The organism is Aureimonas altamirensis, from assembly GCF_001463885.1.
In the GTDB taxonomy this organism is placed as follows: domain Bacteria; phylum Pseudomonadota; class Alphaproteobacteria; order Rhizobiales; family Rhizobiaceae; genus Aureimonas; species Aureimonas altamirensis.
The window spans coordinates 99990-126145 of record NZ_BBWQ01000012.1 but is presented as its reverse complement, the minus strand read 5'-3'; the positions used below and the strand labels follow the sequence as shown (position 1 = coordinate 126145).

General features: G+C 65.5%; 26 protein-coding genes. 10 read left to right on the top strand and 16 right to left on the bottom strand.

Annotated elements, in window-relative coordinates:
* Positions 1-6: 6 nt before the first annotated feature.
* From AUL31_RS10675 to AUL31_RS10665, 3 genes are all read left to right on the top strand, one after another.
* On the top strand, positions 7-999 hold the full coding sequence (locus tag AUL31_RS10675) for a tripartite tricarboxylate transporter substrate binding protein (protein ID WP_060605796.1): 993 nt from the start codon (positions 7-9) through the stop codon (positions 997-999).
* Between the two features lie 89 nt (positions 1000-1088).
* Positions 1089-1631 carry a tripartite tricarboxylate transporter TctB family protein gene (locus AUL31_RS10670; protein ID WP_060605793.1) on the top strand — a complete coding sequence of 181 codons (543 nt, stop codon included), beginning with the start codon at positions 1089-1091 and terminating at the stop codon, positions 1629-1631.
* Between the two features lie 13 nt (positions 1632-1644).
* On the top strand, positions 1645-3159 hold the full coding sequence (locus tag AUL31_RS10665; protein ID WP_060605790.1) for a tripartite tricarboxylate transporter permease: 1515 nt from the start codon (positions 1645-1647) through the stop codon (positions 3157-3159).
* A gap of 156 nt (positions 3160-3315) precedes the next feature.
* Here AUL31_RS10665 and AUL31_RS10660 read toward each other — a convergent pair whose 3' ends face one another.
* On the bottom strand, positions 3316-4221 hold the full coding sequence (locus AUL31_RS10660) for a LysR family transcriptional regulator (protein WP_060605787.1): 906 nt from the start codon (positions 4219-4221) through the stop codon (positions 3316-3318).
* Positions 4222-4355: 134 nt separating this feature from the next.
* Between AUL31_RS10660 and AUL31_RS10655 the strand changes: the two genes are divergently transcribed.
* Together AUL31_RS10655 and AUL31_RS10650 are read left to right on the top strand one after the other, a co-directional pair.
* Complete coding sequence (locus AUL31_RS10655) at positions 4356-5393, top strand: aldo/keto reductase (protein WP_060605784.1); 1038 nt, start codon at positions 4356-4358, stop codon at positions 5391-5393.
* 117 nt (positions 5394-5510) lie between these two features.
* The gene (locus tag AUL31_RS10650; RefSeq protein ID WP_060605780.1) at positions 5511-5990 is read left to right on the top strand and encodes a VOC family protein; all 480 of its coding nucleotides are present in this window, start codon (positions 5511-5513) and stop codon (positions 5988-5990) included.
* 24 nt (positions 5991-6014) lie between these two features.
* On the opposite strand, the gene mqo is transcribed toward AUL31_RS10650, so the two are convergent.
* The gene (mqo, locus tag AUL31_RS10645; protein WP_082646899.1) at positions 6015-7655 is read right to left on the bottom strand and encodes a malate dehydrogenase (quinone); all 1641 of its coding nucleotides are present in this window, start codon (positions 7653-7655) and stop codon (positions 6015-6017) included.
* A gap of 139 nt (positions 7656-7794) precedes the next feature.
* On the opposite strand from mqo, the gene AUL31_RS10640 reads away from it, so the two are divergent.
* Positions 7795-8217 carry a lysozyme inhibitor LprI family protein gene (locus AUL31_RS10640; RefSeq protein WP_073469115.1) on the top strand — a complete coding sequence of 141 codons (423 nt, stop codon included), beginning with the start codon at positions 7795-7797 and terminating at the stop codon, positions 8215-8217.
* A 7-nt stretch (positions 8218-8224) separates the two neighbouring features.
* Here the strand turns inward: AUL31_RS10640 and AUL31_RS10635 are convergent, their stop codons facing one another.
* From AUL31_RS10635 to AUL31_RS10600, 8 genes are read right to left on the bottom strand one after another with little or no spacing between them, the layout of a single operon-like run.
* Complete coding sequence (locus tag AUL31_RS10635) at positions 8225-9544, bottom strand: MATE family efflux transporter (protein WP_060606092.1); 1320 nt, start codon at positions 9542-9544, stop codon at positions 8225-8227.
* Positions 9545-9585: 41 nt separating this feature from the next.
* Positions 9586-10161 carry a peroxidase-related enzyme gene (locus AUL31_RS10630; protein WP_060605776.1) on the bottom strand — a complete coding sequence of 192 codons (576 nt, stop codon included), beginning with the start codon at positions 10159-10161 and terminating at the stop codon, positions 9586-9588.
* Position 10162: 1 nt separating this feature from the next.
* A complete protein-coding gene (locus tag AUL31_RS10625) occupies positions 10163-10642 on the bottom strand; it encodes a CMD domain-containing protein (protein WP_060605773.1) in 480 nt (159 codons plus the stop codon).
* Positions 10643-10679: 37 nt separating this feature from the next.
* A complete protein-coding gene (locus AUL31_RS10620; RefSeq protein ID WP_060606089.1) occupies positions 10680-12170 on the bottom strand; it encodes an NAD(P)-binding domain-containing protein in 1491 nt (496 codons plus the stop codon).
* A complete protein-coding gene (locus AUL31_RS10615; RefSeq protein ID WP_060605770.1) occupies positions 12170-13252 on the bottom strand; it encodes an ABC transporter ATP-binding protein in 1083 nt (360 codons plus the stop codon). The genes AUL31_RS10620 and AUL31_RS10615 overlap by 1 nt, the downstream gene beginning before the upstream one ends.
* Positions 13253-14044, bottom strand: a complete 792-nt coding sequence (locus tag AUL31_RS10610; RefSeq protein ID WP_060605767.1) for an ABC transporter permease — start codon at positions 14042-14044, stop codon at positions 13253-13255. It abuts the gene before it with no gap.
* Complete coding sequence (locus AUL31_RS10605; protein ID WP_060605763.1) at positions 14044-15030, bottom strand: ABC transporter permease; 987 nt, start codon at positions 15028-15030, stop codon at positions 14044-14046. The genes AUL31_RS10610 and AUL31_RS10605 overlap by 1 nt, the downstream gene beginning before the upstream one ends.
* Positions 15031-15040: 10 nt before the next feature.
* A complete protein-coding gene (locus AUL31_RS10600; protein ID WP_060605756.1) occupies positions 15041-16147 on the bottom strand; it encodes an extracellular solute-binding protein in 1107 nt (368 codons plus the stop codon).
* A 112-nt stretch (positions 16148-16259) separates the two neighbouring features.
* Between AUL31_RS10600 and AUL31_RS10595 the strand changes: the two genes are divergently transcribed.
* Positions 16260-17330, top strand: coding sequence for an NAD/NADP octopine/nopaline dehydrogenase family protein (locus AUL31_RS10595; protein ID WP_060605753.1), 1071 nt, complete (start codon positions 16260-16262; stop codon positions 17328-17330).
* A gap of 3 nt (positions 17331-17333) precedes the next feature.
* On the opposite strand, the gene AUL31_RS10590 is transcribed toward AUL31_RS10595, so the two are convergent.
* Genes AUL31_RS10590 through AUL31_RS10575 form a run of 4 tightly spaced genes read right to left on the bottom strand, consistent with a single transcriptional unit; the run spans position 17334 to position 21419 of the window.
* Positions 17334-18527 carry an MFS transporter gene (locus AUL31_RS10590; protein WP_060605750.1) on the bottom strand — a complete coding sequence of 398 codons (1194 nt, stop codon included), beginning with the start codon at positions 18525-18527 and terminating at the stop codon, positions 17334-17336.
* Positions 18528-18554: 27 nt separating this feature from the next.
* Positions 18555-19520: a prephenate/arogenate dehydrogenase family protein gene (locus AUL31_RS10585; protein ID WP_060605747.1), complete on the bottom strand. Its 966-nt coding sequence runs from the start codon at positions 19518-19520 to the stop codon at positions 18555-18557.
* A complete protein-coding gene (locus AUL31_RS10580; RefSeq protein ID WP_060605744.1) occupies positions 19517-20620 on the bottom strand; it encodes a pyridoxal phosphate-dependent aminotransferase in 1104 nt (367 codons plus the stop codon). The genes AUL31_RS10585 and AUL31_RS10580 overlap by 4 nt, the downstream gene beginning before the upstream one ends.
* Before the next feature lie 28 nt (positions 20621-20648).
* Positions 20649-21419 carry a chorismate mutase gene (locus AUL31_RS10575; RefSeq protein WP_060605741.1) on the bottom strand — a complete coding sequence of 257 codons (771 nt, stop codon included), beginning with the start codon at positions 21417-21419 and terminating at the stop codon, positions 20649-20651.
* A gap of 137 nt (positions 21420-21556) precedes the next feature.
* Here AUL31_RS10575 and metX point away from each other — a divergent pair, with 137 nt between their 5' ends.
* On the top strand, positions 21557-22747 hold the full coding sequence (gene metX, locus AUL31_RS10570; RefSeq protein WP_192842521.1) for a homoserine O-acetyltransferase MetX: 1191 nt from the start codon (positions 21557-21559) through the stop codon (positions 22745-22747).
* Positions 22744-23406, top strand: a complete 663-nt coding sequence (gene metW / locus AUL31_RS10565) for a methionine biosynthesis protein MetW (protein WP_143190169.1) — start codon at positions 22744-22746, stop codon at positions 23404-23406. Before metX ends, metW begins: the two co-directional genes overlap by 4 nt.
* Before the next feature lie 35 nt (positions 23407-23441).
* Here the strand turns inward: metW and AUL31_RS10560 are convergent, their stop codons facing one another.
* Positions 23442-24425, bottom strand: coding sequence for an aldo/keto reductase (locus AUL31_RS10560; RefSeq protein ID WP_060606082.1), 984 nt, complete (start codon positions 24423-24425; stop codon positions 23442-23444).
* A 63-nt stretch (positions 24426-24488) separates the two neighbouring features.
* Complete coding sequence (locus AUL31_RS10555) at positions 24489-25325, bottom strand: class I SAM-dependent methyltransferase (RefSeq protein ID WP_306302612.1); 837 nt, start codon at positions 25323-25325, stop codon at positions 24489-24491.
* 57 nt (positions 25326-25382) lie between these two features.
* On the opposite strand from AUL31_RS10555, the gene gloB reads away from it, so the two are divergent.
* Positions 25383-26153 (top strand): hydroxyacylglutathione hydrolase, encoded by a 771-nt coding sequence (gene gloB / locus AUL31_RS10550; RefSeq protein WP_060605730.1) that lies wholly within the window; start codon positions 25383-25385, stop codon positions 26151-26153.
* Positions 26154-26156 lie beyond the last annotated feature (3 nt).

Genomic DNA, 26156 nt, shown 5'->3' with positions numbered 1-26156 from the left:
ATTGCCATGAAGACGATCCTGTCCAGCCTCATCGCCATAGGCGCCGCTCTTGCGGCCGGGCCAGCGCTGGCCCAATGGGCGCCGTCCAAGCCTGTCGAGTTCATCGCGGCGGGTGGCGCCGGCGGCGGTACGGACCAGTTCGCCCGCCAGCTTCAGGCGGCAATCGCCAAGGAAAAGCTGGCCGAGCAGAACGTCGTCGTGGCCAACAAGGGCGGTGGCTCGGGCGCCGAAGCCTTCATCTATGGCGTCGGATCGGCGGGCGACGACCACAAGCTGATCTTCGGCACCTCCAACGAATGGCAGCTGCCGCTGGTCACGCGCCTCGGCTACAAGGCCGAAGACCTGACGCCGGTCGCCACGCTTGCGGTGGACGAGTTCATCGTCTGGGTGCAGGCCGACAGCCCTTACGAGACGATCAACGACCTCGTCGCGGCCGGCAAGGAAACGCCCGGCAAGCTGCGCTTCGGCGGCTCGCAGTCCAAGGATGTGGACCAGACGCTGCTGCGCCAGATCGAAGACGTGTCCGGCGCGAAGTTCCTGTACATCCCCTTCAAGTCCGGTTCCGAGGCGGCGGTGCAGTTGGCCGGCAACCATATCGACGCCAACACCAACAACCCGGCCGAGAATGTCGGCCAATGGCGGGCAGGGCAGGCCAAGCCGCTTTGCGTCATGGCGCCGGAGCGCATGGCCTATACCGACAAGGTCACCGAGACGATGTCGTGGAACGACATCCCGACCTGCAAGGAGCAGGGACTGGCCATCGATAGCTACCAGATGCCGCGCACGGTCTTCGCCCCTGCCGACGTTTCGGCCGAGGCCATCGCCTACTACACCGAGCTGCTGCGCAAGGCATCCGAGACGCCGGAGTTCCAGAGCTACCTGAAGACGACGTCGCAGACGGCCCGCTTCATGGCCGGAGACGACTTCAAGAGCTTCATTGCCGCCGATGTCCAGAAGTCGCGCGCGCAGTTCGAAGCCGACGGCTGGCTCGTCCAGTAACGCGATCACAGGGCGGGGCGGGTGGAGGAGTCTCCGCCCCGCGCTTGGCTTTCTGCCTACGGGCGCTGCAAGAGCGGGAGGAACGCGCGATGTTGACGCGTCGCCATGTCGAAGTCATCACCGGCCTATGCGTCGCCCTTCTGGGTGCTATCACGGCCTATGGCAGCCTGGAAAACGGTATCGGCTGGACCGATTTCGGGCCGGCCTCGGGCTATTTCCCCTTCCGGATCGGGATCCTGCTCCTGGCTCTGGGGCTTGTCATCGCGGCCCGCTATGCCCTGAGCCATCGTCGAAGGGCACCCACCCAGACAGCGCCGGAGGTCACCGGGCCGGCGGCGCTGCATGACGATGCCGGGCTCGACGTGCGTTTCATGCCGGACGGGGCCATCGGCCGCATCGGCTCGATCCTCGTCCCGACAACGATCTGCGCGGCGCTGATCCCCTGGCTCGGCCTCTATCTGTCGGGTGGGCTTTTCCTGCTCTTCTCGATCATCACGCTGGGCAAGACCGGCTTCCCGAAGGCGCTCGCCATTTCGGTCGGCGTCATGGCGGCCTTCTTCTTCATGTTCGAGTGGTGGTTCCAGGTACCGCTGGCCAAGGGCATCATCATGCCCGCCATCGGCATCTACTAAGAGGAGACGCGCAATGGCCGATTTCGCCAATCTGATGCACGGCTTCTCCGTTGCATTTTCCTTCTACCATGTCTGGTTGATCGTCTTCGGCGTTCTGCTGGGCATCCTCGTCGGCGTCCTGCCGGGTCTCGGCGCGCCGAACGGCGTCACGCTGCTTCTGCCGCTGACCTTCACCATGGAGCCGGTGTCGGCGATCATCCTGCTGTCGTCCATGTATTGGGGTGCGCTGTTCGGCGGATCGACGACATCCATCCTGTTCAACATTCCCGGCGAGCCGTCATCGGTGGCCACCACCTTCGACGGCTATCCCATGGCCAAGAACGGGCGGGCCACCGAGGCGCTGGCGACCGCCTTCTTCTCGGCGGGCCTCGGTGCGCTGACCGGCGTTCTGGTCATCACGCTCCTGGCCGGCTGGATCGCGGATTTCGCGCTGCGTTTCTCTTCGCCGGAATTCTTCGCCATCTACCTCCTGGCTTTCTGTTCCTTCATCGGGCTGGGCGGCGGCGATCCCATGAAGGCTGCCGTTTCGCTGCTGGCGGGCCTGGCCTTCGCAACGGTCGGCATGGATACGGTGTCGGGCGAGCTGCGCCTGACCTTCGGCTTCACCGATCTGCTGCGCGGCATATCCTTCCTGGTGGCGGTGATCGGCCTGTTCGGCATCGGCGAACTGCTATTGACCGTGCAGGAGGAGATGAAGTTCAAGGGCGTCTCATCCAAGATCGAGATCCGCGAGATCTTCAAGGCGCTGGCGCGCCTGCCGCATTACTGGGTCACCTTCCTGCGTTCGGCCGCGGTCGGCGTCTGGATGGGCATCACGCCCGGCGGCCCGACGGCTGCGTCCTTCATGAGCTATGGTCTTGGCCGGCGCTTCGGCAAGTACGGCAAGAACTTCGGCAAGGGCGAGCCTGAAGGCGTGATCGCGCCGGAAACGGCCGACCACTCGGCCGGTACCTCCGCGCTACTGCCCATGCTGGCGCTCGGCGTTCCCGGATCGGCAACGGCGGCCGTCATGATGGGCGGCTTGATGATCTGGGGACTGCAGCCCGGCCCCTTGCTGTTCGTCGAGCAGCCGGATTTCGTCTGGGGCCTGATCGCCTCGATGTACATGTCCAACATCATCGCCGTCATCCTTGTGCTGGCCACGGTGCCGCTCTTTGCGTCGATCCTGCGTATTCCCTTCGGGATCATCGGCCCGATCATCATCGTGGTCTGCCTGATCGGCGCCTATACGGTGGCCAATGCGGAGTTCGATGTGCTCATGGCCGTGGCCTTCGGCATTGTCGGCTACATCTTCAAGCGGCTGGACTATCCGATCGCACCGCTGGTTCTGGCCATGGTTCTGGGCGACAAGGCCGAGGACGCCTTCCGCCAGTCCATGCTTTACTCGGGCGGCTCCCTGTCGATCTTCTGGTCCAACGCCCTTGTCGGCAGCATCATGGGCCTTGCGATCCTGCTTCTCCTCTGGCCGATCCTGTCCAAGGGAGTGGCCTTGCTGTTCAGCCGCGGCTCGGCTGCAGGGACGCGCTGACACAGGGAGGGTTCATCCACCCGCACGATCCAGGGCCCCGTCCGGCGCAACACGCCGGGCGGGGCCTTTCTTCTTTCATGGGCAAGCCTTTACAGGCTGCCGGCTCGGGCAACCGTCAGAGAAGGCCCCTGGCCTTGAGGTCGGCGGCGAAGGCGCCTAAGAGACCCTGCCGTTCGCGGCGAGAAAGTCGAGCAGCGCCCGCACACGCGAGGGCAGGGGGCCACCCTGACCGACATAGACGGCGTGGAAGGGTTCCCTCTCGCCCGTATCGAGATTGCCAAGAACCGGCACGAGCCGTCCGACGGCAATGTCTTCGCGCAGGGTGAACGCAGCAAGCCGGGCAAGGCCCACGCCAGACAGAGCTAGATGCCGCAGGCCCTCTCCGTCGCTTGCCTGCACCCGTCCTGTCGCCGGCACAAACACGGTTCCGCCGTTGCCGCGCAGCGGCCAGCCATCGACGGCACGGGCATAGCCGAAGCCAAGGCAATTATGCGCCTCGAGATCGGCGATTGAGCGGGGCTCGCCCCAGCGATCCAGATAGGAGGGCGCGGCCACGATCATCAGCGCCGTCTCGCCCAGCTTGCGCGCCACGAGGCTGGAGCTTTTCAATGGCCCCGCCCGGATCGCCACGTCTGTGCGCTCGGTTACGAGGTCGACGACGGCATCGGTCTGTACGATATCGAGTGTGACGCCCGGATGCTCTGCCATGAAAGCCGGCAGGATCGGCGCGAGGATATGGTTGGCATAGGAGGCGCTGGTATTGACCCGCACGCGGCCCACCGCCTGTTCACCTGCGCCTGCCGCGCGTTCCGCATCCTCGATATCGGCTAGGATGCGTGTCGCCCGCTCGTAGAAGGCACAACCCTCTGGCGTAAGCCGGACTTGTCTCGTCGAGCGGCTCAGCAGCCGCGCACCGAGGCGCGCTTCCAGCCGCGCGATCAGCTTGCTGACCGCCGATGGCGTCATGCGCGCAGCCCGCGCGGCGGGTGAAAAGCCGCCGAGTTCGACGACGCGGACGAACACGTCCATCTCGCCGGAGCGGTTATGATTGAGGCTGCCCATCCTGCCTGCCCGACCCGATCGCCACTCTATGAATTCAGTTCATAGATGATGTTCCCGATCACCGTCTACGTCATCGCCGTAGGAGCGTCTATCTTGTCCAGATCGTTTCCGGCTTATCACCCAGGAGCCTTCACATGGACTATCGGCCACTCGGCAAATCCGGCCTCAAGGTACCGGTCCTCAGCTTTGGCGCCGGCACCTTCGGCGGTTCCGGCCCGCTATTCGGCAATTGGGGCAGTTCCGACACGTCGGAGGCCAGCCGCCTTGTGGACATATGCCTGGAGGCCGGGGTCAACCTGTTCGACACCGCTGATGTCTATTCGAACGGCGCTTCCGAGACCGTGCTTGGCGAGGCCATCAAGGGGCGGCGCGATACCGTCCTGATCTCCACCAAGACCAGCCTGCCGATGGGCGACGGGCCGAACGATGCAGGCTCATCGAGGTTCCGGCTGATCCGCGCCGTCGAGGATGCGCTGCGCCGCCTGCAGACCGACTACATCGATATCCTGCAGCTTCACGCCTTCGATGCCGGCACGCCGGTCGAGGAAGTGCTCTCGACCCTCGATACGCTCGTGCGCGCCGGCAAGGTGCGTTATGTGGGCGTATCCAACTTCTCCGGCTGGCAGATCATGAAATCGCTGGCCGTCGCCGACCGCTATGGCTGGCCGCGCTATGTCGCCAACCAGGTCTACTACTCTTTGGTCGGGCGCGATTACGAATGGGATCTGATGCCGTTGGGCGACGATCAGGGGCTTGGGGCGATGGTCTGGAGCCCGCTCGGCTGGGGCAGGCTGACCGGCAGAATCCGCCGCGGCACGCCGTTGCCCGACGGTAGCCGGCTGCATGCGACAGCCGAGTTCGGCCCGCCCGTGGACGACGAACATCTGTACCGCGTGGTCGACGCGCTCGACGAGATCGCCGAGGAAACCGGCAAGACCGTACCGCAGATCGCGCTCAACTGGCTGCTGCGGCGGCCGACCGTGTCCTCGGTCATCGTTGGTGCGCGTAACGAAGCCCAGCTTCGGCAGAACCTTGGCGCGGTCGGCTGGAGCCTGACGACCGACCAGGTGGCAAGGCTGGACGAAGCCAGCGCCGTGACCGCGCCGTACCCCCATTTCCCGTATCGCCGGCAGGAGGGTTTTGCGCGGCTCGATCCGCCGATTGCGGGGTGACGGCGGCGGCAGCCCGGCGCTGCCGGGTTGCCGCTTACGGCAGGGTTCCGCCGACCGGTCGACAGCCATCGAATAGGTTGATATAAACCTTTTATTGGGAGAGACGGGGTTCGCGAAATGTCGACCGAGAAGAACAGAGTTTGCATCTGGTACGTCAATGAAGCCGAGGAGGCGGCACGCTTCTATGCCGAGACGTTCCCGGACAGCCGCGTCGCAGCGGTGTACCGCGCGCCGGGTGACTACCCGTCGGGCAAGGCCGGCGATGTGCTGACGGTTGATTTCACGGTGGCCGGCATTGCCTGCATCGGCCTCAATGGTGGAACGGCGTTCAAGCACAGCGAGGCATTCTCTTTCCAGATCGCGACCGACGATCAGGAAGAGACGGACCGCTACTGGAACGCCATCGTGGGCAATGGCGGACAGGAAAGCCAGTGCGGCTGGTGCAAGGACAGATGGGGCATATCCTGGCAGATCACGCCTCGCGCGCTGACAGACGCGATCGCGGCCGGCGGCATCGAGGCGAAGCGTGCCTTCGAAGCCATGATGACCATGGGCAAGATCGACATCGCCGTCATCGAGGCTGCGCGGCGCGGATGATCCGCGCCGCGTGGGGAATGCGGATCAGGCCGGTTCGGGCAAATGCTCCGGCAGCTCGAGCTGAAGGGTCGCCGTGGTTTGCGATAGCAGCGAGCGGAACAGCTCCGGCTCGGTATTCAACTGCGTGCCGAAGCCGGGCACGATTTCCCGGATCGTGGCCTGCCATTCGGGCGTGGCGAACCGGTCGGGGAACATTTCCTGAAGGGCGTCCAGCATGATTGACGGCGCGGTCGAGCCACCGGGAGATGCGCCGAGAAGGGCGGCGATGCTGCCGTCTTCGGCCACCACCAGGCGCGTGCCGAACTCCAGGTTTCCGCGCCCGGATTCGTCGCGATCGATGATCTGCACCCGCTGGCCGGCTTGGACGAGCGTCCACTCGTCCGCCACCGCATCCGGGAAATAGGCCCGGAGCGCCTCTATCCGGTCTTCCTGCGACTGGAGCACTTCGCCGACCAGATACTGCACCAGACCGAACTCATCCAGCCCGACATGCACCATCGGGCCGATATTGGTGGTCTGAACGGAGGACAGGAGGTCGAGCCGCGACCCCTCCATCAGGAAGTTGGTCGAGAAGGTCGCAAACGGGCCGAACAGCAGCGCACGCTCGCCGTCGATCACCCGCGTATCGAGATGCGGCACCGACATGGGCGGCGCACCGGCCGCCGCCTTTCCGTAGGCCTTGGCGAGGTAGCGATCGGCAAGCGCAGGGTTGCGGTTGACGAGGAAGGAGCCGCCGACAGGGAAGCCGCCATAGGAGCCCGCTTCCGGAATTGCGCTTTCCTGCAGCAGCAGGATAGCCGCGCCGCCGGCACCGATGAACACCGACCGGGCATTCACCGCCTTGCGGTCGGACCCGTTCGTCGGCGCATAGATGACCTTCCATGTGCCGTCGGCATTGCGCTCCAGACCTTCGACTTCGCAGGACAATTGGAGGGCAAAGTTTTCCGCCGACTGGAGATGGGCGACATATTGGCGGGTCAATTCACCGAAATCGACATCGGTGTCGAGGCCCGACCATGTCGCCGCAATCGGCTGGGTCGTGTCCCGGCCCTCGATCAGCAACGGCGCCCATTGATGGATTTCCACCGGATCCGTCGAGAAGCGCATGCCGGTGAACAAAGGCTGTTCCACCAGCGCAGCATGGCGGCGTCGCAGGAAATCCACATCGTCCTCGCCCCAGACGAAACTCATGTGGGGCGTGGCATTGATGAAGCTTCGCGGATTTTGCAGAACGCCGCGAGTAACCATCGACGACCAGAACTGCCGGGAGATCTGGAAGGACTCGTTGATCCGGACGGCACGGGTGACGTCGATATGTCCGTCTTCGTCTTCCGGCGTGTAGTTGAGCTCGCACAGCGCCGAATGGCCGGTCCCGGCATTGTGCCAGGCGTTGGAGCTTTCAAGCCCGACGGCATCGAGGCGTTCGAACATCTCCATCGTCCAGCCGGGTTCGAGTTGCCGCAACAGGGCACCGAGGGTCGCGCTCATGACGCCGCCACCGATCAGCACGACATCCACGGTGCGGTCCGCCTCGACGGTCGCAGCCGCACAGCCGGGAAGCGTGGCGACCGCTGCACCGGCCATCGCGCCGCCCAGAAGCTGGCGGCGGCTGATCGTCAGAAGGCCCGACCGGGTGCCTGGGCTGTTGTCTGAACTGTGCTTCATATGCGCGTCTTCCGGTTGCTGACATTCCAGTGCTTATCTTAAAGCTTGTGCCGACTTACAATGCGTCGGCCATGCGCCTCGGGAAGGTCTGCCCTGCAATGACGCAGGGCGACACGCGCGATCGTCGAAAGGAGAAACGATGCGTCTTGTCTTCGCAGTATCTGCGATCATCATGTGCGCCGCCGGGCCGGCGCAGAGCCAGCCACAGACGAATGAGAGCTCGGCCTGCGATGCCGCGCAAACCCAACTCGAGCTCAACGAATGCAGTGCCAAGGCTTTGGGCGTCTCGGACAAGAAGCTGAACCAGCTATACCGCACGGTGGAAGGCCGGCTTGCCGGCGATGCCGATGCCCGTGGCCTCCTCGTGGACGCCCAGCGGCGCTGGATCGCCTTCCGCGATGCCGAATGCGCCTTCCGGACGTCGGCCGTGCAGGGCGGCAGTATCGAGCCGATGGTTCGATCCCTCTGCCTGACGTCGCTGACCGACGCGCGCATCGCCGATCTGGAGACTCTGTTGTCCTGCGAGGAGGGCGATACGAGCTGTCCCGTCCCGCCGGGCTGATCGTCGCTCAGGCAAAGGTGCGCGGCACCAGGCGGATCATCCACAGCCGGAAGAAGATGCTGCGCGCACCCTGGAAGATGAGCAGGGACAGCCACAGGCCATGATTGCCCCAATGGGGCGTCAGCACCGCCTCTGCCGCCATGTAGATGGCAAGGGACGCCAGCATCATGTTGCGCATCTCGCGGGACCATGTCGCCCCGATGAAGATGCCGTCCATCTGGAAGGCGATGACACCGGACAGCGGCAACGCCACCGCCCAGGGCAGGAAGGTGAGGGCGGCGGCCTCGACCGCCGGTGTCGGCGCCATCAGTGCGATGACCGATGGGCCCGTAAACAGGATCGCCGCCGCCATGGCCACGGCGAAACCGACGCCCCAAAGCGTCGTCAGCCGCACCGTACGCTCAAAGGCCGGCCGGTAGCGCGCGCCGACCGAGCGGCCGGCCAATTGCTCTGCCGCGGCCGCGACCCCGTCGAGGAACGACACCGCCAGGAAGTAGTAGCGCAGCAGGATGGTGTTGGCGGCCAGAATGTCGGTGCCGAACTGCCCGCTTTCGCGCGTGAAAAAAGAGATGCCGAGAAGCAGCGCGATGGAGCGAACCATCATGTCGGCGTTGACGCCGAACAGCCTTCGCACCCGGGAGCCGTCGCGCAGCAGGCCCAGGTGCCAATGCCGCCGGTCGGTTCTGATCAGGACGATCGCGGCGCCGGCCAGTGCGGTGACCGCCTCCGCAACCAGCGTCGCCCAGGCCGCACCGGCAACGCCATGCCCCTGGCTGAGCACCAGCCAGAGGGCAAGGCCGATGCCGAGGCCGTTGAGCAGCGTCTGCAGGGCGAGGGCAAGGAAGGCTTCGCCGCGTCCGAGTATCCAGCCGAAGACGACGTAGTTGAACAGAACGCAGGGAGCGGACCAGATGCGGATGGCGAAATAGGTTTGCGCCGCGTCCGCTACGGCGCCGTCGGCGCCTAGAAGGGACAGGCCGAACTGCCCTATGGGTGCTTGCAGGGCCAGCAGACAGAGGCCGATGGCAAGGGCCATCAGGATGCCGCCCGCCAGCATCGTCTGCTCTTCCGTCTTGTCGCCGGCGCCGACGGACTGTGCGGTAAAGCCGGTCGTGGCTCCGCGCAGGAAGTTGCAAGACACGAACACGACGTCGAATACCACGGCGGCCAGGGCGACGCCGCCGACAAGCGCGGCATTGCCGAGTTGCCCGATGACGCCGGTGGAGACCAGCCCCACCAGCGGCGTCGACAGATGCGTCAGCATCATCGGCAGGGCGATTGCCAGGACAGAGCGGTGCGTGACGGCAAACGGGCGCGGCGCAGCCATGCCTTCCACGCTTGTGCTACCGCGTTCCGGCAGGTCGGCGGTCACCCTTCGATCGCTTCGCCCAGCGTGTGCATCAGCCGGTTGGCCCATCCGAAGATCGCCACGGCATGGATCAGATCCAGGATCTCGAGCTCCGACAGTCCGACGTCGCGCAGCGATTGCGTGTCGGCTTCCGACAGTTCGTGGGGGGCGCGCGTCAGCTTGACCGAATAGTCGAGGATCGCCTGCTCGCGGGCCGGCAGTGCGGCCTTGTCCTTGTCGGCATAGATGGCGTCGACCACATCGCGCTTGCCGGTTTCGCCGATATAGCGCGTGGCATGCACATAGGCGCAGTAGATGCAGTGGTTCAGCACCGAGGCCGCAAGCGAGCCGAGCTCCCGCTCGCCGCGCGACAGGCCGCCCGGCGCATACATAATGTCGTTGAAGAGGGGTGTGCGCTCGGCGAGCATTTCCGGATCGTGCGCCAGCACAAGCACGTAATCCGAGATCTTGCGGTTCGATGGCGTGATCTTCAGCGCATCTTTCTGTGCATCGGTGGCCGCGTCCAGCGACACCGGCTGCACGTAAGGCCGCCAGCCGACCGGGTCCAGCGTGAAATCGGTTAGGCTCCGGCTCATGTCAGTTTCCCTTGAAGGCGCGCAGGCCGGCGGCCACGCGCAGCTGGTAGTTGACGAAGGCGATCAGCCCGGTCAGCGAGACGATCGTCCGCGTCGACAGGCCGGCTTCCGCAAGAGCCGTCACATCGCCGCGCGTTGCGGTTTCGGGCTGCAGGGTCAGCTTGTCGGCCCGCGCTGCCATGACGGCCAATCGGGCGTCCTGCGGCTTATGGGCGGGGTCGGCCAGAGCGCGCACGTCGGCGCCGGCATCGCCGATCATTCCGTCATAGAGGGCGGCGGCGGCGTCGTCCCGCAGCAGCCGCGCCATGCGTGCCGAAAGGGCCGCGCGCACGGCAGCGGGCAGCTCTCCCTCGTCCTGCGGCGTCAGGCTGGCCACGAAACTGGTCTGGCTGAGGCGCAGGATCGTCTCGCGCTCGCCGCGCAGGTCGAACAGGTTCGATCCCTCCGCGATGGAGGCGATCCTGTCGATGGCGTCTTCCATTGTCGTTCTTCCTTGTGCTGTTTTCCGCAGCCCGGCCTTAGGCCGAGCGCGCCGCCGGCGCCGGCCCGGCGTCCGCATCCGTCCATTCGTCGCCGACGAGCTCCGGCTTCTCGTAGGCCAGAAGCGCCTGCCAATGGATGTCGATATCGTCGTCGAACAGCGCCGCAGAAATGCCGCGCGCCAGCCAATGCGCGCCTTCGCTGATGGCGGGTATGTCGCCCGAAACCTTGCCGAGGCTGAGCGATGCGCTGAAATTGAAGCAGTGCAACCGCTTGAGGAAAGGCGCCATGCCTGGCGATTTTTCGGTGAAGGAAAAATCCTCCGCAAGCCAGGGAAACGCGGCCAGCGATGCGTCGGCGTCTTCGGGTGGCGGGGTGAACCGTTCTCCCCAAGTGGCTATGGCGTCGGAGAATGCGGCAATCTCCGGCCGCGAGCGTACATCCACCGTGAAGCCCGTACCGAGGATGACGAAATCGGTGGTGAAGCGTCGGCCGGACACCGTCGTCAGCGCGACCTGTCCGTCGGCTTCCTCGGCGCGCGCGATACCGGCCGAAAAATGGAAATAGGCGTTGGCATGCCGGCTGACGCGGCGTGTCGAATTGCTGGGGGCCGGCGTCTGCTGGCGGTTGGAATAGGCCATGATGCGCCAGCGCCATTCCGGCGACAGCGTCGGGAAGCCCGCCGTCAGCCCATAGGAGCCGACACCCATCAGCTTGTTGACGGTGGGCATCGCCGGTCGGCGCGCCAGAAGTCGCACCTCGCGCGCACCGGCTTCCAGCGCCGTCGCGGCATTGTCCACGGCCGAGGCGCCGACGCCGATGACGACGAGGCGCTTGCCGGCCAAAGCGTCGAAATCGATCGTTTCGGACGAATGGGCCCAACGGTGTCGGGGCAGGCCGTCGACGAAGTCCGGAACGGTCGGACGGCCAAGGCCCTCGCGGCCGCCGGCCATCACCACGCGGCGTGCCAGGATCGACTCGCCCGCGCCGCCGGCCACTTCCAGCTCGAAAAGGCCGTCGGCGCGCGGCGTGATCCGCGTCACGTCGACACCGCTTTCGACCGGCAAGGCCAGCGCCTTGCGATACCAGGCGAGGTAGTCCATCCACATCGGACGCGGTATGCGGAAAAGGGCGTCCCATGCGGCATCGCCGCGCGTTGCCCTGTACCAGGCCTGGAACGTCAGCGATGCCATGCCGTAGGCCGGGCCCAGAAGCTGCTTGGGAGAGCGCAGCGTCTCCATGCGCGCATAGGTGACCCATGGTCCCTCGCGCCCGGCGGGGGCGCGATCGACGATCCGGATGTTGGAGATACCTGCGCGCAGAAGGCCGAATCCGGCCACCAGGCCGCACATGCCGGCTCCGATCACCACCACGTCCAGAACTTTCCGGCCATCGGCGGATGTGCGCGGCGGCACCCAGTTGGCAAGCGGGTAGTTCAACAGTGCCAGGTCTTCCGCAAGGCGCTCCTGCAGGCGCTGCAGACGCTCGGCCGCATCGGGGAGAAGCTCCTGTTCGTCCGGCGTCGGCATCATGCCTCCGCGGCCTTTGGCAGTACGACGGCATCCTCCGCCGCCCAGCCGATCCAGATGGGGCCGTCGTCCAGCTTGGCGGCGCTGGCCGGATCGGCCATCACCTCCAGCGTGGCGCCGTCATCGAGCGCCACGGAAAGCAGAAGATGGCTGCCTTTGAAGATGCGCTCGCGCACGCTCGCCTGGAACGCATTGTCGAGTGCCGGCGCGGATGTCGACAAGGTGATCGCCTCGGGCCGCACCGCCACTTCGGCCTGTGCGCCTTCGGCCGGCGGCGTAGCGCCGGCCCGCGCCAGAAGGCGGCGGGAGCCCCAGTCCAGCGAAATGCGGTCGTTTACACGGCCGCCGACCCGGCCGGAAATGAGGTTGGTGTCGCCGATGAAATTGGCGACGAAGCGCGATTGCGGGTTGCGGTACAGGTCTTCCGGACCACCCATCTGCTCGATGCGGCCCTTGTTCATCACCACGACGAGGTCCGACATGGTCAGGGCTTCCTCCTGGTCGTGGGTGACGAACAGGAAGGATTTGCCGGTACGCTTCTGGATGCTCTTCAGCTCGACCTGCATCTGGTGGCGCAGCTTGGCGTCCAGCGCGGAGAGGGGCTCGTCGAGCAGCAGCACATCGGGATCGGGTGCAAGGGCGCGGATCAGCGCCACGCGCTGGCGCTGGCCGCCGGACAGTTCCGTCGGCATACGCTCTGCGAAGGGGCCAAGCTCCACCATGTCCAGGAGTTCGCGCACGCGGCGGTCTATGGCGGCGGACTCCATTCCCTTCAACTCCAGGCCGAAGGCGATGTTCTGCCGCACGTTCATGTGCGGAAACAGCGCGTAGTCCTGGAAAACGATGTTGACGTTGCGTCGGTTGGGCGGGACGCGTGTCACATCCTTGCCCGACAGCAGGATGCGTCCGTGCTCGGGCGTCTCGAAACCGCCCAGCATGCGCAGCGTCGTGGATTTGCCGCAGCCCGACGGGCCGAGCAGCGTGACGAACTGGGCCTCCCCGATGGACAGGTTCAACCCGTCGACGGCCTTGACCCCGCCATACAGTTTGGTGACGTCGACGAACTCGGCGACATTGCTCATTCAGCGGCTCCTAGCCCGGCGTGTCGCATATTCGGCATAGAGGCCGACGATTGCGGTGGCGATCAGGATCAGTGTCGCCATGGCATTGATATCCGGGCTCAGGCCGCTTTGGAGCTTGGCGAACATGAGCATCGGGATGGTGGTGCGATACCCGCCCAGGAAGAAGGTGCGCACGAAATCGTCGATCGACAGCAGCGCGGCAAAGACCATGCCGCCATAGATCGCCGGCTTCAGGTAGGGCAGCGTGATGCGCCAGAAGGCGACGAAGCCATCCGCCCCGAGGTCGCGTGCGGCGTCCACAAGGTTGGGCGGCATGGTGCGCAGCCGGGTCAGCGCCATGATCATCACGAAGGGCACGGCGTGGATGCTGTGGCCGAGGATGATGGCGCCCGTGCCGGTGGGAATGTCCAGCGTCGCCACGAAGATGCGGATCGAGATGGCCGAGATCATGCCGGGCACCACGGCGGGCAGGCAGGCCAGCGCGAAGATGAGGGTGCGCAGCCAGATGCCCTCGGCCGATATCAGCATGGCGATCCAGACGCCGACGATGGTGGACAGAAGCGTCACCGCGACGGCGATGACGATGGAGTACCAGAGCGCCGACAGGAATTGCTGGTCCTGCACCACCTGCATGTACCAGCCCAGCGTCACGTCGCCGAGGGGAAAGGCGATGAAGTTCGCGTCCTTGAAGCTCAGCGCCGTCATCAGCAGCAGCGGGCCAAGGAGATACAGCACGAACAGCCAGTATACGGCGGAAAGGGCCAGGCGCGGCCCGTCTGTACGGCGTCCCATCAGCTGAACCTCACCGTGCGGCGTCCGACGATGCGCATGAACAGTCCGGCAATGCCGAGGGACAGAACCAGCATCACCACCGACATCGCCGCTCCCACCGGCCAGCGGTCGCTGGCGCCATGGAAGAAGGAGGCGATGGTTTCGGGGAACAGGCCGGTGGACGGGCCGCCCAGCAGGATGGGCGTCGCGAAGACGCCGATCGTCGTCAGGAAGACCAGCGAGCAGCCGGAGACGATACCGTCCTTCGACAAGGGCAGGATGATGCGCCGAAACCGCGTGAAGGGCCCGGCGCCAAGGTCTGCCGCCGCGTGCAGCAGCGGCGTCGGGATTTTCTCGAGCGCCGAGTAGAGCGGCAGCAGCATATAGAGGCAGACCAGGTAGATCATGCCGAAGGACAGGGAGTAGTAATTGTACAGCATCGGGATGGGCCGCGTGATGAGGTCCATCTCGCGCAGCGCGAAGTTGATGGCGCCGCGATTGGCGAGCAGCATGATCACCGCGTAGGTGCGGATGATCTCGCCCGCCCAGAAGGGCACCAGCAGCAGAAGCAGGGCGCGCGTCCGGTTTTCCGGCTTGACGATCTTGGCGATGTAGTAGGCAACCGGATAGACGACCAGCAGCGTGACGGCGGTAACCGCGAATGCGAAGATCACCGACCGGATCAAGGGCGTGAAGTAGAGCGGTTCGGCAAAGAAGACGCGGAAATTGTCCAGCGTAAAGGCCGACCCGCCCTCGTGCACGATCGGGTACTGGCTCATGAGGCTGATGCGTAAGAGCTGGAACACCGGCCCCAGATCGAAGACCACCAGCCATATCAGCGGTACGGAACACAGAAGCAGAAGCCGCCCGGCGCGGCTATCACTGAGGCTGCCGAGCGTGCCGCGGTACAGGGGGGAGGCGATCAGCCGTCCCCAGCCTGTGGAATACCGCACCTTCGTCGGCGCCGCGCCCCCGGCGGCCGGAGCCGCCCTTGCGTCTTCCTGCATGCTCACGAGGTCAGGCCGCCTTGATTTCGGCCACGGCGCGGTCGAGCATCTGGTTCTTCATGTCGCGATTGACGGTCGAGAAGAAGGTGATCCGCTCGACCTGCTCGGGCGGCAGCACGGACGCGGCGCGCTCCCGCTCGTTCAGGATCGTGTCGACCCCCGCGAAGGTGGAAGTGAAGCCCGACTGCCGCGTCATCGCGGCGCCTACTTCCGGCGAGGCGGCGATGGCCTCCAGGAACTTGTAGGCATTGTCGGCATTGGCCGCGTTGTTCACTACGTTGAAGGTGTAGACGAAACCGTAGGTGCCTTCCTTCGGCACCGACTGGGCGATCGGATGACCGTCCATGATCAGCTTGGAGATTGGGCCGGACCAGGCCTGCGCGACATAGATGTCTTCGTTGATGAACATCTGCTGCACCTCGGACCCGGCGTCGTAGTAGCGGCGCACCTTGTCCTTGTTCTGGATCAGGAAGTCGCGCGCCTTGTTCGTGGCTGCCAGGGCCTCCTCGGGCTTGTCGACATAGGTGACGTAATCGCCGTCGTCGCCCAGATACTTCATGGTGATGGAGAGGAAGTCGCTGACGATATAGGAGGTCGCCTGCTTGTTCGCCTCGTCGAACATCACGCTCCAGCTATCGACATCCTCGACATAGTCGGTATTGCGCGCCAGGCACTCGAAACCGGCCAGAATGGGCAGGCCCCAGATCGAGCCGTCGATGCGCAGCCACGGTGCGTCCTGGTAGGACGGGATCAGGTTCTGCCAGCTTGCGATGCGGCCCGTATCGATGGGCGCCAGGAGGTTGCTGCTCAGGAATTGCGAATAGCGATGGCCGACCACGGTGACGATGTCGGTCGTCGGGTTGGCGCCCTCGGCCGCCAGCAGGTTGTACTGCTTGCCCTGGTCGTCGGTCAGCCGGATCTGCACATTGATGCCGGTTTCGCTCTGGAACCGGTCCAGGAAATCCTGCGGGATGAACTTGTCGTAGGTGGTGATGTTCAGCGTATTCGACTGGGCCCAGGACGGACGGGGGCGGATTATGTAGGGGGTCGCCAGGACGCCCGCGGCGCCGCCCAAAAGCTTCAGGGTGGTGCGCCTGCTCGGCCGTTCGAAATTCATCCCAACATCTCCTGATCGAAATTCTGTTGCCCAGATTATGCACAAACCTTTAGTTGCACAATGTGCACCCAGCAATGGGCAGCCATGTCAAAAACGGCATTAAGGGTTAATCATGAAGATCGGAATTCTGGGTGCGGGCGCAATCGCCGGCGGAGCTGCGGCGTATCTTGCGCAGAACGGCCACGAGCCGACCCTCTGGTCGCCCTCGGGCCGCCGACTGGGCAGGTTGGGAGAGGGTATACCGCTGACGGCGAAGGGCGCTGTCGAAGGCTCGTTCACGGTGTCCGTGGCGGCTAATGCCGAGGAGGCCGTTTCCGGCAAGGATGCCGTGCTGGTGGCCTTGCCGGCCTATGGCCACCGCATGGTACTCGACGCGGTGGCGCCGTATCTGAGCAATGGTCAACCCGTGATCTTCAGCTCGCACGCCTCGTTCGGCGCGCTCTATCTTTCCAGGCTGCTTGCGGCCCGCGGCGTATCGGTGCCGATGATCGTCTGGGGCACGACATTGACGACGGGCCGGATGGCGGGCGACGAGACGGTAAACGTCTCCACGCTCCGCAAGAAGATCGACTACGCGACGCTTGGCGCCTGGGATGGCGATTCGGCTATCCGCTTGTTGACGGAGCTGTTCGGCGACCGCTTCGTGCCGCGCGACGGGCTGATGGCCATCGCGCTGTCCAACCTGAACCCGCAGAACCACCTTGGCATCGCGCTGCTCAACCTGACGCGCATGGAAAAGGGTGAGACCTGGGGGCAGGCCGAGCACGTGACTCCGGCGGTCGGCCGCTTCATCGAGGCGCTGGACGCGGAGCGGCTGGCCATCGCGGAAAGCTTCGGCCTTTCCGTACGCACCGTGCGCCAGCACTTCTCGCTGTCATTCCACGTGCCGGAAAACGACGTTTCGACCATGAACCAGGAAATGTTCCGTAACGGCCATGTAACGTCCGGCCCGTCGACTATGGACAGCCGCTACATCTACGAGGATGTACCCTTCGGCCTGTATCCGACGGCGCTTCTGGGCCGCGTGGTCGGCCGTCCGGCAACGCTGCATGAAGCCGGGATCGCCATCTTCTCGGCAGCCGCCGGGCGCGACCTGACTGCCGACAACGACCTTTTGCCGGCACTGGACTTCGCAACGCTGGATCGCGACCGGCTGGAGGCGCTGGCGCGATCCGGCTACTGAGGCTTACTCGGCCGGCCGCTCCACCCTTGGCAGCAGGATGGTGACGAGGCCCAGCAGCGGCAGATAGGACGTCAGGGTGTAGACCGTTTCGATGCCCTGGCTGTCCGCCAGCCCGCCCAGCATGGCCGCGCCCAGCCCGCCGGCGCCGAATGCGAAGCCGAAGAAAAGCCCGGCCACGAAGCCGATGCGGCCGGGCAGCAATTCCTGGGCGAATACCACGATGGCGGGGAACGCCGACGCCAGCACGAGACCGATGATGACCGCCAAAACGCCCGTGAAGAACAGGTTGGCGTAGGGCAGCAGCAGCGCAAACGGTATGACGCCGAGGATCGAGAACCAGATCACGAAGCGCGCGCCGAACCGGTCGCCGAAGGGGCCGCCGACCAGCGTGCCCACCGCGGCCGACGCCAGGAACAGGAACAGCATCAACTGCGCACTTTGAATGCCGAGACCGAAGCGGTCGATGACGTAGAAGGTGAAATAGCTCGAGAAGCTGGCCATGTAGACGTTCTTGACCAGGGTCAGCGCCACAAGGATGATGATGGCCATCACCACCGTGTTGCGAGGCAGCGGCAGCGCCTGGGATGCGGCCGGGCGGCCACGCATGGCCCTTTGCTGCGCCGCGTACCAGCGCGCCGTCCATGACAGGATCAGCATCCCGAGCAACGCGACGATGGCGAACAGCGCAACGCTTTTCTGGCCGTTCGGCACCACGATGAAGGCGGCAAGCAGGGGGCCGGCCGCGGAGCCGGCATTGCCGCCCACCTGGAAGAAGGATTGCGCGAAGCCGAAGCGCCCGCCCGAGGCAAGGCGTGCGACGCGCGACGCCTCCGGATGGAAGATGGCCGAGCCGAAGCCGATCAGGCAGGCGCCGAACACCAGCATCGGATAGGTGTGCGCCTGCGACAGGAGGATCAGGCCGATCAGCGTCGATCCCATGCCGAAGGGCAGCGAGTAGGGCATCGGGCGCTTGTCGGTGATGATGCCGATGGCGGGCTGCAGCAGCGAGGCGGTGATCTGGAAGGCCAGCGTCAGAAAGCCGATCTGCGCGAAGGTCAGGTCGAACTCGACCTTCAGCAGCGGATAGATCGCCGGAAGCAGCGATTGCATGATGTCGTTGAGCATGTGGCAGAGACTGACCGCCACGATGATCGGCAATGTCTGCGTGGTACCCTTGATTCCGGTTGTCGTCGTCATTGCTTTCTCCACGCCGACCGCACCTGGTCAGCGAATCTTGCCGTCCGCCCCCGCTGCCTCGTTCCAGCCGTCGCGGCGATGCGGCTGACGGCCGAAATCGGCGTCGGCCGTATCCTGTCCGGCCGCGATGATCGATCGCCGGATGGCGCGCGTGCGGGTGAACAGGTCGAAGAGGGCATCCCCGTCGCCCCAGCGGATGGCGCGCTGCAGCGATGCGAGGTCTTCCGAAAACCGGGCCAGCATCTCCAGCACCGCGTCGCGATTGGTCAGGAAGACATCGCGCCACATGGTCGGGTCGGAGGCTGCGATACGCGTGAAATCGCGGAAGCCGGAGGCCGAAAACTTGATGACTTCGGATTGCGTCACCGTTTCGAGGTCCGCCGCCGTGCCGACGATGTTGAAGGCGATGAGGTGCGGCACGTGGCTGACGATGGCCAGCACCAGATCGTGGTGCTCGGGCGTCATCGTCTCCACCATGGAGCCCATGCCCTCCCAGAAGGCCCGCAGCCGCTGCACCGCCGCCTCGTCCGTGCCCTCGACCGGGGTCAGGATCGTCCAGCGGTTTTCGAAGAGTTCGAGGAAGCCGGCATCCGGGCCGGACTGCTCCGTGCCCGCGATCGGGTGACCTGGCACGAAATGCACATGCGCCGGCAGGTTGGGACGCATCGCTTCCACGACGGAGCCCTTCACTGAGCCGACATCGCTGACGATGGCGCCCTTGGCAAGGCTGGGGGCAATAAGCGCGGATACCGCGCCGCAGGCGCCCACCGGCACGCACAGAATGACGAGGTCGGCACCCGACACCGCTTCGGCGAAGTCGGCGTGATAGCTGTCGCCCAGCTCAAGCTCTTCGGCGCGCGCCAGCGTTTCCGGGCGGCGGGTGGCAATGGCCACATGCCGCGCCAGTCCGCGCTTTTTGGCGTTGATGGCGATGGAAGAGCCGATCAGCCCGATGCCGATCAGCGCGACGCGTTCGAAAAGAGGTTCGCTCATCGGCCCAGGAACTCTGTCAAAGCCGCGACGACACCGTCATTGGCTTCGTCGCTGCCGATCGTCATACGGAGCGCGTTGGGGAACCCATAGCCGCCGACACGGCGCAGGATGTAGCCGCGCTGCGTCAGGAAGGCGTCGGCCTCGGCCGCGCTCTTGCCCGGCGTTTGCGGAAAGTGGATCAGCACGAAGTTGGTGACGCTGGGGGAGACGCGAAGGCCGAGCCCTTCCAGGGCCTCGGTCAGCCGCACGATCCAGCCATTGTTGTGGGCAATGGTGCGCTCCACATGGGCGCGGTCGCGGATGGCGGCCGCGGCGGCGGCAATGCCGAGTGCGTTGAGATTGAACGGTCCGCGAATGCGCTCGACGGCATCGGCGATGCCTTCCGGCACGTACATCCAGCCGACGCGCAGCGAGGCGAGGCCATGAATCTTCGAGAAGGTGCGCGTCATCACCACATTGTCGGCGCTCGACACGAGCTCGATCCCGGCTTCGTAGTCGTTGCGGCGGACATATTCGGCATAGGCGGCATCCAGCACCAGCACGCAGTCGGCCGGCAGGCCGGCATGCAGGCGGCGGATTTCGTCGAACGGGACATAGGTGCCCGTCGGGTTGCCGGGATTGGCGATGTAGACCATGCGCGTGCGGGCGGTGACACGTTCCAGGATCGCATCCACGTCGACATGGGCATCGCGTTCGGGCGCCATGACGGCGGTTGCCCCGGTGGCCAGGATGGCCGTCCGGTGCAGAAGGAAGCCGTGCTCGGTGTAGATGCCTTCGTCGCCATCGTGCAGATAGGTCTGCGCGAGAAGGCTCAGCACCTCGTCGGAACCGTTGCCGCAGACGATGCGCTGCGGGTTCAGGCCATAGCGCTCGGCCAGCGCCGCCTTCAAGGCGGTAGCCTGCGGATCGGGATACAGTTCCAGGTGGCGGCTCGCCTCGGCGATCGCGGCGGCGACCTCCGGGGAGGGCCCGAGCGGCGTTTCGTTGGATGACAGCTTGTGCAGGCGGACACCGGCCGGCGCGTGGCTCTTGCCGGGCACATAGGCTTCGATGTCCAACACTCCCGGCCGTGGCGCCGGCGCCTTCGTCAGGCCCTGCATCGTCTTATCCTTACAATCGTCGCACAGGCTATGCCCGCAAGGGAGCGGCATAGCCCCCGACCGGGCGAATGTCGAGCGTTTCCAAGCGGTCGGCCGAAACCGGCCGCACGCCGCGCGGGCCGGCAACCAGGCAACTGCCTTCGGCGCTGGCCAGGACGGTGAACCCCTCTGCCAGCTCCGTGCCGTCGCCTTCGATCACATGGCACTCGATCTCGAAGGGGACGGGGTCGGCCAGCGGTGGCGCCAGCACCAAGGCAGGCTCGCCGGCGGGGCGGCCATCCTGCTCGATGAAGGGAAGGCGCGCGACGATGGAGGCGCGACCGAGCCTCTGCCACCATGCACCGGAATTCTCCTTCAGCATGACGATACCGAGCCAGTCGTCGCCCTTTTCCACGCGGTCGATGGCGGCCGAAGCATTGTCCACGAGGTGCATGGGCACCGAGAACCCGCAGGTGAACCGCGCCGTATCCACGGCGGCGGCGATGTCGCCTGCCGTCGATACGGCAACCTCGAAGGGCGCCTGCAGTGCCGTGAAGGTGGAGATGATCTCGCGCCAGAGATGCTCGACGGCGGTGATCGGCAGGTGCCCGCGATGCCGGGCAACCAGGCGGTGCATCATGTCCGCCTCGCGGCCGGGGCGGAAGGCCGCGCCGTGTTTCTGCGTGCCCTTGGCGGCGATCAACTCGTCGATCACGGTTGCCCGCTGCATCAGGAGATGGTGGATGGATTCGTCTATGGCGTCGATCTTGGCCCTCAGTTCCGAAAGCTTCGTCGCATCGCCGGCCTGCCCGTTCGCCATGTCTGCCCTTCCCGCGCCTGACTGTCCTTCGTCTGGCGAAAGTCCTACACAGCTGCCGCAACGGTTGCAAAGAAGCGTTGATCTATCCGGGCCATGTCGGTAGCAGAGGGGCCTGATCAAGTCGGGTACGACATGCGATGAACGCTCCCTCCATGACCGAGGTGGCCAGCCTCAGCTTGCGGGAGGCACGCCAGCCCTCCAGCAAAGTGGCGCATTTCGGGGCCGACCAGCCCCTGACGCTGGATGCCGGGCAGGTGCTGTCGCCCTTCGATATCGCTTACGAGACGTGGGGCCAGCTCAACGCCGACAAATCGAACGCCATCTATGTCTGCCATGCGCTGACGGGTGACCAGTATGCGGCGAGCCGCAATCCGGTCACCGGCAAGCCGGGCTGGTGGTCGTCCTTGATCGGGCCGGGCAAGCCCATCGACACGGACCGCTATTTCGTCGTCTGCTCCAATGTCATCGGCTCCTGCATGGGCTCCACGGGCCCTGCCAGCATCGATCCGACCACGGGCCTGCCCTATGCGCTGGACCTGCCGGTGCTGACGATCGCCGACATGGTGCGTGCACAGGCGATGCTGATCGACCGGCTCGGCATCGACCAGCTATTCGCCGTCATCGGCGGCTCCATGGGCGGCATGCAGTGCCTGCAGTGGACGGTGGCCTACCCGGAGCGGGTCTTCTGCGCGCTGCCCATCGCTACCGGCGCACGCCATTCCTCGCAGAACATCGCCTTCCACGAGGTCGGGCGACAGGCCGTCATGGCCGATCCGGACTGGCAGAGCGGGCGTTACATCGAGGGCGGCGTGCGGCCGCACAAGGGGCTGGCCGTGGCGCGCATGGCCGCCCATGTGACCTACCTTTCCGAGGCGGCGCTGCAGCGCAAGTTCGGCCGGAACCTGCAGGACAGGGACTCGCTCGGCTTCGGCTTCGAGGCCGACTTCCAGATCGAAAGCTATCTGCGCCATCAGGGCACCAGCTTCGTCGACCGGTTCGACGCCAATGCCTATCTGTACCTTACCCGCGCCATGGACTATTTCGACATCGCCGCCGATTACGGCGGCCGGCTGGCCGATGCCTTCGCACGTACGCGCACAAGGTTCTGCCTGGTGTCGTTTTCGTCGGACTGGCTCTTCCCCACGGAGGAAAGCCGCGCCGTCGTGCATGCGTTGAACGCGGCCGCGGCCTCGGTCTCCTTTGTCGAGGTAGAGACCGACAAGGGCCACGATGCCTTCCTTCTGGACGAGCCCGTCTTCTACGCCGCGGTCGATGGGTTCCTGTCGTCCGCCGCACGGGCCAGGGGGCTGCGACAGGGACAGCTATGAGCGACACGGAATTACCCCAGGCGACAAGCCAGATCGTGGCGGCCGACGCCAATGTCCGCGTCGACCTTGCGCTGATCGCGGACCTCGTGCAGCGCGGCGGCCGCGTACTGGATGTCGGCTGCGGCGACGGCAGCCTTCTGGCGCTGCTGGAGCGCCAGCGCGGCGTGGACGCGCGTGGCATGGAAATCAGCCAGCAGGGCGTCAACGAGGCGGTGGCGCGCGGGCTGTCCGTCGTGCAGGGCGATGCCGACCGCGATCTCATCCACTATCCGGACGACGCCTTCGACTACGTCATCCTGTCGCAGACCATCCAGGCGACGCAAAACCCGAAAGCCGTGTTGAGCGAGCTTCTCAGGATCGGTCGGCGCGCCGTCGTGTCCTTTCCCAATTTCGGACATTGGTCGGTGCGCCTGTCGCTGATGGCCAAGGGACGCATGCCCGTCACGCGCAACCTGGCCTATAGCTGGTACGACACGCCCAACATCCATTTCTGCACCATCCGCGACTTCGTCGATCTGACGCGCGAGGTGGACGCGGAGGTGGAATCGGCCATAGCCCTCGATTCCACCGGGCAGCGCATGGGCATGCGCCTGCCATGGGCGTTCTGGAACCTGTTCGGCCAGCAGGCTGTCTTCCTGTTGAAGCGCCGCGGCAAGTAGACCGGCGCGCCTGGCGCGCCGGCCCAACTTTGCTGTCAGAGGTTGACCGTCTTCATGCCGGCATCGGCATAGCGCGCGCCGGCCGCGGCGTCGGCGGGGAAGATGTCGTCGATCTCCTCCACTTCCTCGCGGGTGAGCACGATGGATTCGGCGCCGATGTTCTCTTCCAGATACGGAATGCGACGCGTGCCCGGTATCGGCACGATATCCTCGCCCTGCGCCAGAACCCAGGCCAGTGCGATCTGCGAAGCCTTGACCCCCTTGCGGCGGGCGATGCCTTCCACCGCGTCCACCAGCTTCAGGTTGCGACCGAAATTCTCGGGCGAGAATCGTGGCGAATCGCGCCGGAAATCGTTTTCGGGCAGGTCGGCCGCGGTGCGGAAACGCCCTGTCAGAAAGCCGCGTCCGAGGGGTGAGTAGGGTACGAAGCCGATGCCCAGTTCCCGCAGAAGCGGCAGGATCTCGTGTTCCGGCTCGCGGCTCCAGAGCGAATATTCGGTCTGCAAGGCAGCGATGGGGTGCTCTGCATGGGCGCGGCGGATGGTCTGCGGCGCGGCTTCCGAAAGGCCGAGATAACGGACCTTGCCCTGCTCTACCAGACGGCCCATCGCCCCGACGGTCTCTTCGATGGGAACGTTCGGATCCACGCGGTGCTGGTAATAGAGGTCGATCACCTCGACGCCCAGCCGCTTCAGGCTGGCGTCGCAGGCCGCCTTCACATAGTCGGGCCGGCCGTCGATGCCGAGCCGCTCGCCGGCCGGGCCGCGCACGTTGCCGAACTTCGTCGCCAGCACCACCTCGTTGCGCCGGCCGCGCAGCGCGCGTCCCACCAGTTCCTCGTTCCGGCCCACGCCGTACATGTCGGCCGTGTCGAGGAAGGTCACGCCGAGGTCGAGTGCGCGATGGATGGTCGCGATGGACTCCGCATCGTCGGACGTGCCGTAGAATTCCGACATGCCCATGCAGCCGAGGCCCATGGTCGAGACGGTCAGGTCCGGTCCCAATTTGCGCTGTTGCATCGTCTTGTCCCCCAAGTCAGTTGCAGCGTCGGAGCCGCAATGTGGGAAGGGGTACGTCCGAGTTTAAGATGCGCGGGGCAGTCCGCCTGCGCTTTTCGGCGCGCCGTCCTGCCGTGCCGAGGCGCCCTGGGGCACCAGCACCGGTTTGACGAGGCGCAGCCGCGCCCGTTCGTTGCGGGTTACGGGGAGGCCGCGATAGACGAGCTTCGTCGCCTCGATGATGAAGACGCCGGCAAACAGCGGCCAGGCCCTGCGGCCGGCGCGCTCCAGCGGATTGGCGAGGTTGACAAAGCCGGCGCGGCGGAACGGCGGAAAGAACAGCGCCTGGTTGACGCCCGAAGGCGAAAACATGGCGCCGTGCAGCAGGCGCTGTGCCTGCCCCCTCGACCAGGGGCGCCCCGAGCCGAAGGGCGTTCGGTCGAATCGCGCCCAGACCCCGGCCCGGTTGGGAATGACGATCACCAGCCGGCCGCCGGGCGCCAGGGTGCGCCACACCTCGCACAGAAGCTGCGAGGGGTTTTCGGCAAATTCCAGGGCATGCACCATCAGCACGCGGTCCACCGAGGCGTCGCCCAGCGGCAGGCACGATTCGTCCACCATGGCGCTGGTGGAAGAGCCGGCCGCCGGCCAGCGTATGGCGCCCTGCGCCGCCGGCATGAAGGCCAGCGTGCGGTCCGAATCTGCCGAAAGCCGGTCCAGATAGGGCAGGGTGTAGCCGAGGCCGAGCAGGCGCTCCTGCGAAATGGACTGCCAAAGCGGGGCCAAGGCCATGGCGATGGCCCGGGCCGTGGCCTGGCCCAGCCGGCTGGCATAGAAATCGCGCAGGTCCACGATATCGGCGTTCATCTGCTGCGTGATGCTGATGGCGCATCCCTCCGAAAGGACATTCGCCTCTTGCAAGGCGTCTTTCCATTCTATCTCAGCTTGGGAGGGACGACATGCAAGAAGGAAATAATCATGGGCACGGTTGAAATCAGGCAGTTCATCTGCCGCACCGACAATTTCGGCGTGCTGCTGCATGATGCCGACAGCGGATCCACCATCGCCATCGATGCGCCGGAAGAGGCGCCGATCCTCAAGGTGCTGGATCAGGAGGGCTGGACGCTGACGCACATCCTGACGACGCACCATCACGGCGATCATGTTGCGGCCAATGAGGCCCTGAAGGCACGCTTCGGCGCCACCATCGTCGGCCCGGCCGGAGAGGCAGACCGCATTCCCGGTATCGACCGGAAGGTCGCCGGCGGCGACACTTTCGCGATCGGTGACATTGCGGTGGAGGTGCTGGACACACCGGGGCACACGCTGGGGAGCATCTCCTACCATATGCCCGGGATATCGGCCGTCTTCGCCGGTGACGCGCTGTTTTCCCTCGGCTGTGGCCGGCTGCTCGAGGGCACCGCCCCGATGCTTTGGGAATCGCTGCAGCGGCTGCGTGCCCTGCCGGACGAGACGATGCTGTATTGCGGCCACGAATATACGGGCTCCAACGCCCGCTTTGCGCTGTCGGTCGATCCGAAGAACCTTCTGCTGCACGAGCGCGCGACCGAGGTCGAGCATCTGCGGGTGGCCGGTGAACCGACCCTGCCCGTGATGCTGGGGCGCGAGAAGAAGACCAATCCCTTCCTGCGCGCCGACGATGCGACCCTTGCCGAGGAGATCGGCCTATCAGGCCAGCCGCCGGAGAGCGTCTTTGCGGCGCTGCGCAGCCGCAAGGATGCGTTCTGACCC